5 protein-coding genes are annotated in these 6,320 nt (G+C 38.4%); all 5 read left to right on the top strand.

The features are described from left to right. A partial coding sequence (locus JQM82_RS13915) for a peptidyl-prolyl cis-trans isomerase (protein ID WP_235250996.1) occupies window positions 1-2,080 on the top strand: 2,080 nt, incomplete at its 5' end. Between the two features lie 22 nt (window positions 2,081-2,102). Further along, a complete protein-coding gene (hflK, locus tag JQM82_RS13910) occupies window positions 2,103-3,644 on the top strand; it encodes an FtsH protease activity modulator HflK (protein WP_235250995.1) in 1,542 nt (513 codons plus the stop codon). A 28-nt stretch (window positions 3,645-3,672) separates the two neighbouring features. Further along, window positions 3,673-4,569 carry a protease modulator HflC gene (hflC, locus tag JQM82_RS13905; protein WP_235250994.1) on the top strand — a complete coding sequence of 299 codons (897 nt, stop codon included), beginning with the start codon at window positions 3,673-3,675 and terminating at the stop codon, window positions 4,567-4,569. Window positions 4,570-4,586: 17 nt separating this feature from the next. Beyond that, window positions 4,587-5,765 carry an FtsH protease activity modulator HflK gene (hflK, locus tag JQM82_RS13900; protein WP_235250993.1) on the top strand — a complete coding sequence of 393 codons (1,179 nt, stop codon included), beginning with the start codon at window positions 4,587-4,589 and terminating at the stop codon, window positions 5,763-5,765. A 303-nt stretch (window positions 5,766-6,068) separates the two neighbouring features. After that, window positions 6,069-6,320: hypothetical protein (locus tag JQM82_RS13895; protein ID WP_235250992.1), on the top strand; the 252-nt coding region annotated here is incomplete at its 3' end.

Below are 6,320 nucleotides of genomic sequence, written 5' to 3'. Positions count from 1 at the left end.
AGGGAAAGAACAGGCAGAGAAAATATATGACGATATTACAAATAGAAATGAAGAAAAAAACTTTCAGAGAAATCAGGAGGATACGCCGCTTCAGATAGAAAATATTAATCTTGAAGAGATAGAGCAGGTACTATCTGATTCATTAGATGATTTTGAATTAAATAAAACGCCAACCAAACGCAATACAAGGTGGAAGATTATAGGAATAGCAGTGACTATATTTTGGGTCGTTGGTGGACTTGTGTGGAAGTTCCTTCCGGATTTAGTTGAGTCTCGACCTCCAAAACCTGACGTGGTGGGTTCATATAACGGTAACAATATAACTATTGATCAGTTGAATCAATTTATTGAAGTTGAATCAGCAAAAGAACAGGAACATATTTTTTGCCCAACTCATGGATATGATCATTCAAAATGCGATTCCACAGAGGAATGCGAAGTTCATCCTATTGATTCACTTAACGGTTATCAGCAAATGGTTACCAAGCTGGCAGTAGAGAAGATTGTCAATGACTGGGCGGAGAAAAAAGGAATTACAAACCGTGAAGAAGTGCAGCATGGGATGGAGGATTTGCTGAATGACGCTACGGTAGAGCAATATATGGCAGATTTGCATGAAGATAATATTGTTCCGGAATCTATTCCAAAGCTAGAAGTGCAAGAATATTACAATAAAAACCAGAAGGATTTTGATGGCAAGACATTTGAAGAGGTGGAGGATGAAATTCGCCAGACATTGTCGAATCAAAAAGATGAGAGTTTTATAAGTGATTATATTGAAGAGTTGAAAAAAACAGCAGGTCTGCAAGTCAACTTTGAAGTGCTACAAATAGACTCTCCGACGGATGAAGAGATAAAAAACTATTATAATGTTAACCTGGAACAATATCGGACGGAAGAAAAGGCTGAATACAGTGAGTTTAAAATAGCTAAGGAAAAAGCTGACATAGCGAATAAAGCGATACGTAGGATTAAAGGAGGTGAAAGTTTTCAAGATGTGGCGACAGCTTTTTCACAATCAGGGAAAGTGACAAAGGGAACTCTGACAAAAGGGACAGATGACGGTAGTACAAAAGCTGTTATCTGGGAAATGAAGGAAGGGGAAGTCAGCGATCCTATTGTGAATACAGATGGAACGGTAAGTATTCTGAAGCTGGATAAAAAGCAGGCAACCGGGACCAAACCTATTTCAGAGGTTTCGGATAAAATCAAAGGAACCCTTATGCTGGAAAAAATGGATAAAGAATATACAGAAAGAAAAAATGATATGCTCTTTTCTGTTCATAGCAGACGATACACTTTAGGTGAATTCTATACGGAATTCAAAGAACTCTCGGAAGTTTATAGACAGAAACTTTTGACTTATGAATCAAGAAAAAAACTTGTAGAGCAAATCATTGCAAAAGAACTCTTACTTGAAAAAAGTGAGGACGGTGCTTCTTCGGACGGCAGTAAAACACATGATTTTGAAGAACTGAAAATACAGTATCTTTACCAAGTCATGCATCAGGAGGAAGTGGATGCAAACTTGAAAGAGCCTACGGAAGAAGAAATTGCAAAATATTATGAGGAAAATAAAGAACTCTTAACAACGCCTGCTACTGTGGAATTGAGCATGATCTGGATTGATCAGGGAACAAATGGGGAGAAAAAAGAGCAGGCTTTGACAAAGGCAAATGAAGCGCTTGCTTCCGTACGTGATGGAGAGGATTTTGCGGAGGTGGCAAAAAAGTATTCGGAGGATTCTTCTGCATCTTCCGGTGGGGAGCTTTCTGGTACCTTCGATAAAGGTCATATGGTGCAGGAAATATCAGATGTTGTTTTTTCTCTGAAAAAGGGGGAATTTAGCGAAGTGCTGGATTACAATAAAGGATATTACATTTTTTATGTAAGAAATCGCATGGAGGAGAACCTTGCATCTTTGGAGGAATTGTCGGAAGGAATAAAGAGTCATTTACAAGAGCAGGAACATGATCGGCAGATACAGGACATGGAAGAGAAAATGCTGGAAGAGGCGGAGTTTAAAATATATAACAGAACATTAAAGAAACTTCTAAAAGAAGAAAAAAATAACACATAGACACATTTGAAAGGAGAGAAAAATGGGCAGAAAGGAAAAAACGATATTCATAACGCTTATTGCAAATATCATTTTGATTGTACTGCGGTTTTTCCTAGCAAAAATATCGGGGAGCATAGGACTGGAGGCAAACGCATGGCATTCATTTACGGATGTTTTCGTGACAAGTGTAGTATTTGCCGGACTGATGGCAGCGAGACATGGCACAGAAAAACTACGGTTGGCATCTAAAAAGTTGGAACATTTACTCGCAATTTTTGTATCAGTATTTATATTTATTATGGGAATAGAAATCTTGTCTGATGCATTAAGCGGGGAACAGACAGAGCTTAAATATGTGCCATTTGTAGCGGCTGCAGCTTTTGTCGGAGTAGCAATTAATTATTTCATGGCAAGGTACAAAATTTATGTAGGAGAGCAAACAGGGTCGTCAAGCCTTATAGCGGATGGTTACCATTCAAAAATGGATATGTACTGCTCTATAGCTGTGTTAGTGGGAATCGTAGGTTCCTTGTTTGGAATGCCGGATCTGGATAAGATCTCTGCGGTTGTTGCAATGGTATTACTGATGATATCAGGCTATGAAATATTTACATCTAATTTGTCTATGCTGCTACATCCAGAAATGGAACAGAGGACGGATGTACATATGGGACATGTGCATGGTTTTCATGGAAATAAGAAGATGATTGCCGGTATAGCTGGTGTGCTGACCGCTGCCTATCTTTTGTCCGGAATCTATTTTGTGGGTTTAGATGAAACCGGAGTTGTTCGCAGGTTTGGAGCTGTTGTGAACGAAAAAGTAACGCCTGGGATTCATTATCGACTGCCAGCTCCGTTTGAAGAGGTTAGTATTATAAAGTCAGATAATGTTCAGAAGATTGAGGTAGGGGTACAGGAACTTCTGACTGGAGATACAAACTTGGTTAATGTCAACCTAGTGGTAAATTATCGGATTAATGACACATCGGATTATGTGTTGAATGTATCTGATGCCGAGTTGCTGATTCAGTCAGGAGCAACCACAAGCATACGTAAAATAGTAGGAAAGAGTACAATTGATTATATTCTTACAGAAGGAAAAACAGATATTGAAAAAAGTGCAAAAGGGCTTTTGGAAGCTGTGATGGAAAAGAATGGTACAGGTATAGAAATTGTCAATGTACAGCTTGTACAGGCAGATCCGCCGGAAAGTGTAATGGCAAGTTTTCAGGATTTAGCAACAGCACGGCAAGATAAGAGTATATACATCAATGATGCATTGGCTTATAAAAACACGATTATTCCACAGGCCAATGCAGACGCTTATAAACTGGTAGCTGATGCAGAGAGTTATAAACAGAATAAAATCAGTACAGCGGAAGGAGATGCGTCCCTGTTCACTGCAAGACAGCAGGAATATGCGAAGTCAAAGGGGGTTACTGAGTTCCGGATGTATATGGAAGCGATGGATAAGGTCTTGCCAAATGTACAAAAGGTGCTATTAGGAGTAGGTGTTAATGTTGATAACGCAGAACTATGGATTGCAAACCAGAAGAATGCATCAACACAATCGGAGGAATAGATGTGAAAAAACGGTGGAGGTAATCGAGATGATAAAAATAAAGAAAAGAATATCTAAACATATGATAGTTGGAGGTCTGTTGACAATAGTAATTTTTGTAGCGGCTCTTGTAGTTTACAAGGTGGATGTTACTCAATATGCGGTAGTGACACAGTTTGGAAATCCGGTAAGAGTGGATGAAAATCCAGGCTTGAAAGTGAAACTTCCGGATCCTATCCAGTCAGTTCAGTATCTTGATAAGAGGGTACAGGTATATCAGACTTCTTCTATAGAACTACTAACACTGGATAAGAAAAGTGTGGCATTGGATTATTATGGAACATGGAAGATAGTAGACCCGATAGCATTCTTGAAAACGGTGAAAAATCAAGTGGGTGCAGAATCACGGCTTATGGATGTATTTTCTTCAAGTCTAGGAGTGCAAATGGGAAAATATAATCTGGAACAGCTTGTTAATACAGATGAACAGAAATTGGAACTAGATAAAATGACAGAAGAAGTAGTGGTATATGCGAAAGATCAGGCGGCAGATTATGGAATAGAAGTTGTGGACGCACAGATTCGTGTATTGAATTTTCCAGAAGCAAATAAGCAAAGTGTCTACGACAGAATGAGTGCAGAGCGGGAACAGATGGCACAAAAATATCGTGCAGAAGGAAGTGAACAAGCGTCAAATATACGTTCTGATGCAGAAAAAGAGCAACAGCTTATTTTAGCTGAAGCTTATAAAAAAGAGCAACAAATCAAGGGAGAGGGTGATGCGGAAGCTATTAGAATTTATGGAGAGGCATTCCAGAAAGATCCTGATTTTTATGAATTTATCCGTACCTTGGAGACTTACGAAAAAACGATAGATGGAAATACTACTTTGATATTACCGTCCACGGCGGAAATCTTGAAGTATCTAGGTGGTAGTTCAAAATAAGGCGAGGAGGACAGGCTATGTGGAAACGAAAAAAAAGAGTTTCCCCAGATAAAAAAGGCGAAAGCTTCTTAGAAAAAGGGAAGAAACTAGCTGGAAAAATAAATGGAAAAGAAGGCCGAACTGTGAGAAAAATTACAGTTATAATAAAGAAGATATTCCGAGGAACCGGTGGGAATACTATAAATGATTTGAAAAATGCATTTGGTCATATTAATCCTAGAAAAGCGATTCTGGCTGTTGGAGGTGCGGTAGTTGTTATATATTTGCTAACAGGAATATATATTGTTAGTCCTGGAGAACAAGCTGTCATTCGACGATTTGGAGTGGTGCAGGTACAGCCGGTGGAGGAAGGATTACACTATAGATTACCATTCCCGATTGACCAGGTGCAAAAGGTAAATGTATCAGAAGTAAGACGAGCTGATGTAGGGATGTCGCTACCGGAACATGTACATCAGCCAGAGGAAGAACCGCAGGCGATTCAGTTGTTAACAGGTGATGAGAATATCATTACGACACAGGCAGTTGTTCATTATAAAGTAGTGGATGCAGCCAAATTTTTGTATAACATCAATGGGAGCAGTGAGCAATTGGTACGTTACAGTGTTGAATCTGCTCTTGTACGAATGATGGCAAACACTGCCGTGGATGATGTACTAAGTTCGGAAAAGGTTGTAGCACAGAACAATATTTTGCAAATTGCACAGAATATTTTAGATAAATATGATTCAGGTATGCAAATTACGGCTTTTAATATTAAGTCAATTGTTCCACCGGGTGAAGTATCAGATGCCTTCTTGGATGTTACAACTGCAAAAGAGGAGAAAGAAACAGCTATTAACGAAGCAAATGGTTATTCTAACAGCTTGATTCCACAAGCGCGTGCTGATGCAGAGAAAAAAATTTCTGCGGCGGAGGCTTATAAGGAAGAACAGATTTCGCGCGCAACAGGTGATACTGAAAAATTCCTGAGTATGCTAAAAGAATACCAGAATAATTCTGCAATTTATACGGAGGATACGACAAAATACAGATTGCTTCTGGAGACATTGGATAAGATTCTTCCAACAGTAAAGATGTATATTGTTGATTCATCAGGTGGTAATGTGGATGTGAAACTGTTTGACCCGAGTCTTCAAAGTGGTATGAATATTACAGATAGCTCTGGGGTGCAAGCACAGGATTCGGGAAATTAACATATAAGCAATTCCATCGGCATGCATAAAATAATATGTCTGATGTTTATATAAAGGGGCAATAGATGGGAAAGAAGGGGTTTGAGTAGATAGAGATTATGCAACCACATGTTTTCAATCCCATCTGCCCTATGAGATTTCATTATTGTGAAATAGTTTTAAACTAATACATACAGAATAACCTTGGGTAAATTATCAAATTGATAGAGAGGAGGATAGTAAGGAAGATCTAGTACTGCCATTGGGAATTATTCCATGACAGTACAGACCATCATTATGCTGTTATATAAAGAGATTGTAATTTTGGTGATAATAGTGTTTGCTATAGTCATGATTCTTATTGGGTTTGCTGTTATCATGACGAGGTATCACATACTTAAAGGGAGTTTGGAAACAGACGATAAAGAATACATGATGAAGATTACAGTTCCAGAAGAACGGATGGATAAAATAAATTTTGATGTAGTTATAAAACAATTTACCATATCGAAGGAATTGATCATGATAAGGACATCTGAAAAAAATAAAAGCTGTGAATATTATTATCATGTATTG

The organism is Faecalicatena contorta, assembly GCF_021531995.1.
In the GTDB taxonomy this organism is placed as follows: Bacteria; Bacillota; Clostridia; order Lachnospirales; family Lachnospiraceae; genus Dorea_A; species Dorea_A contorta_A.
The sequence above is the reverse complement of the archived record's forward strand: the minus strand, read 5'-3'. Positions and strand labels throughout refer to the sequence as shown.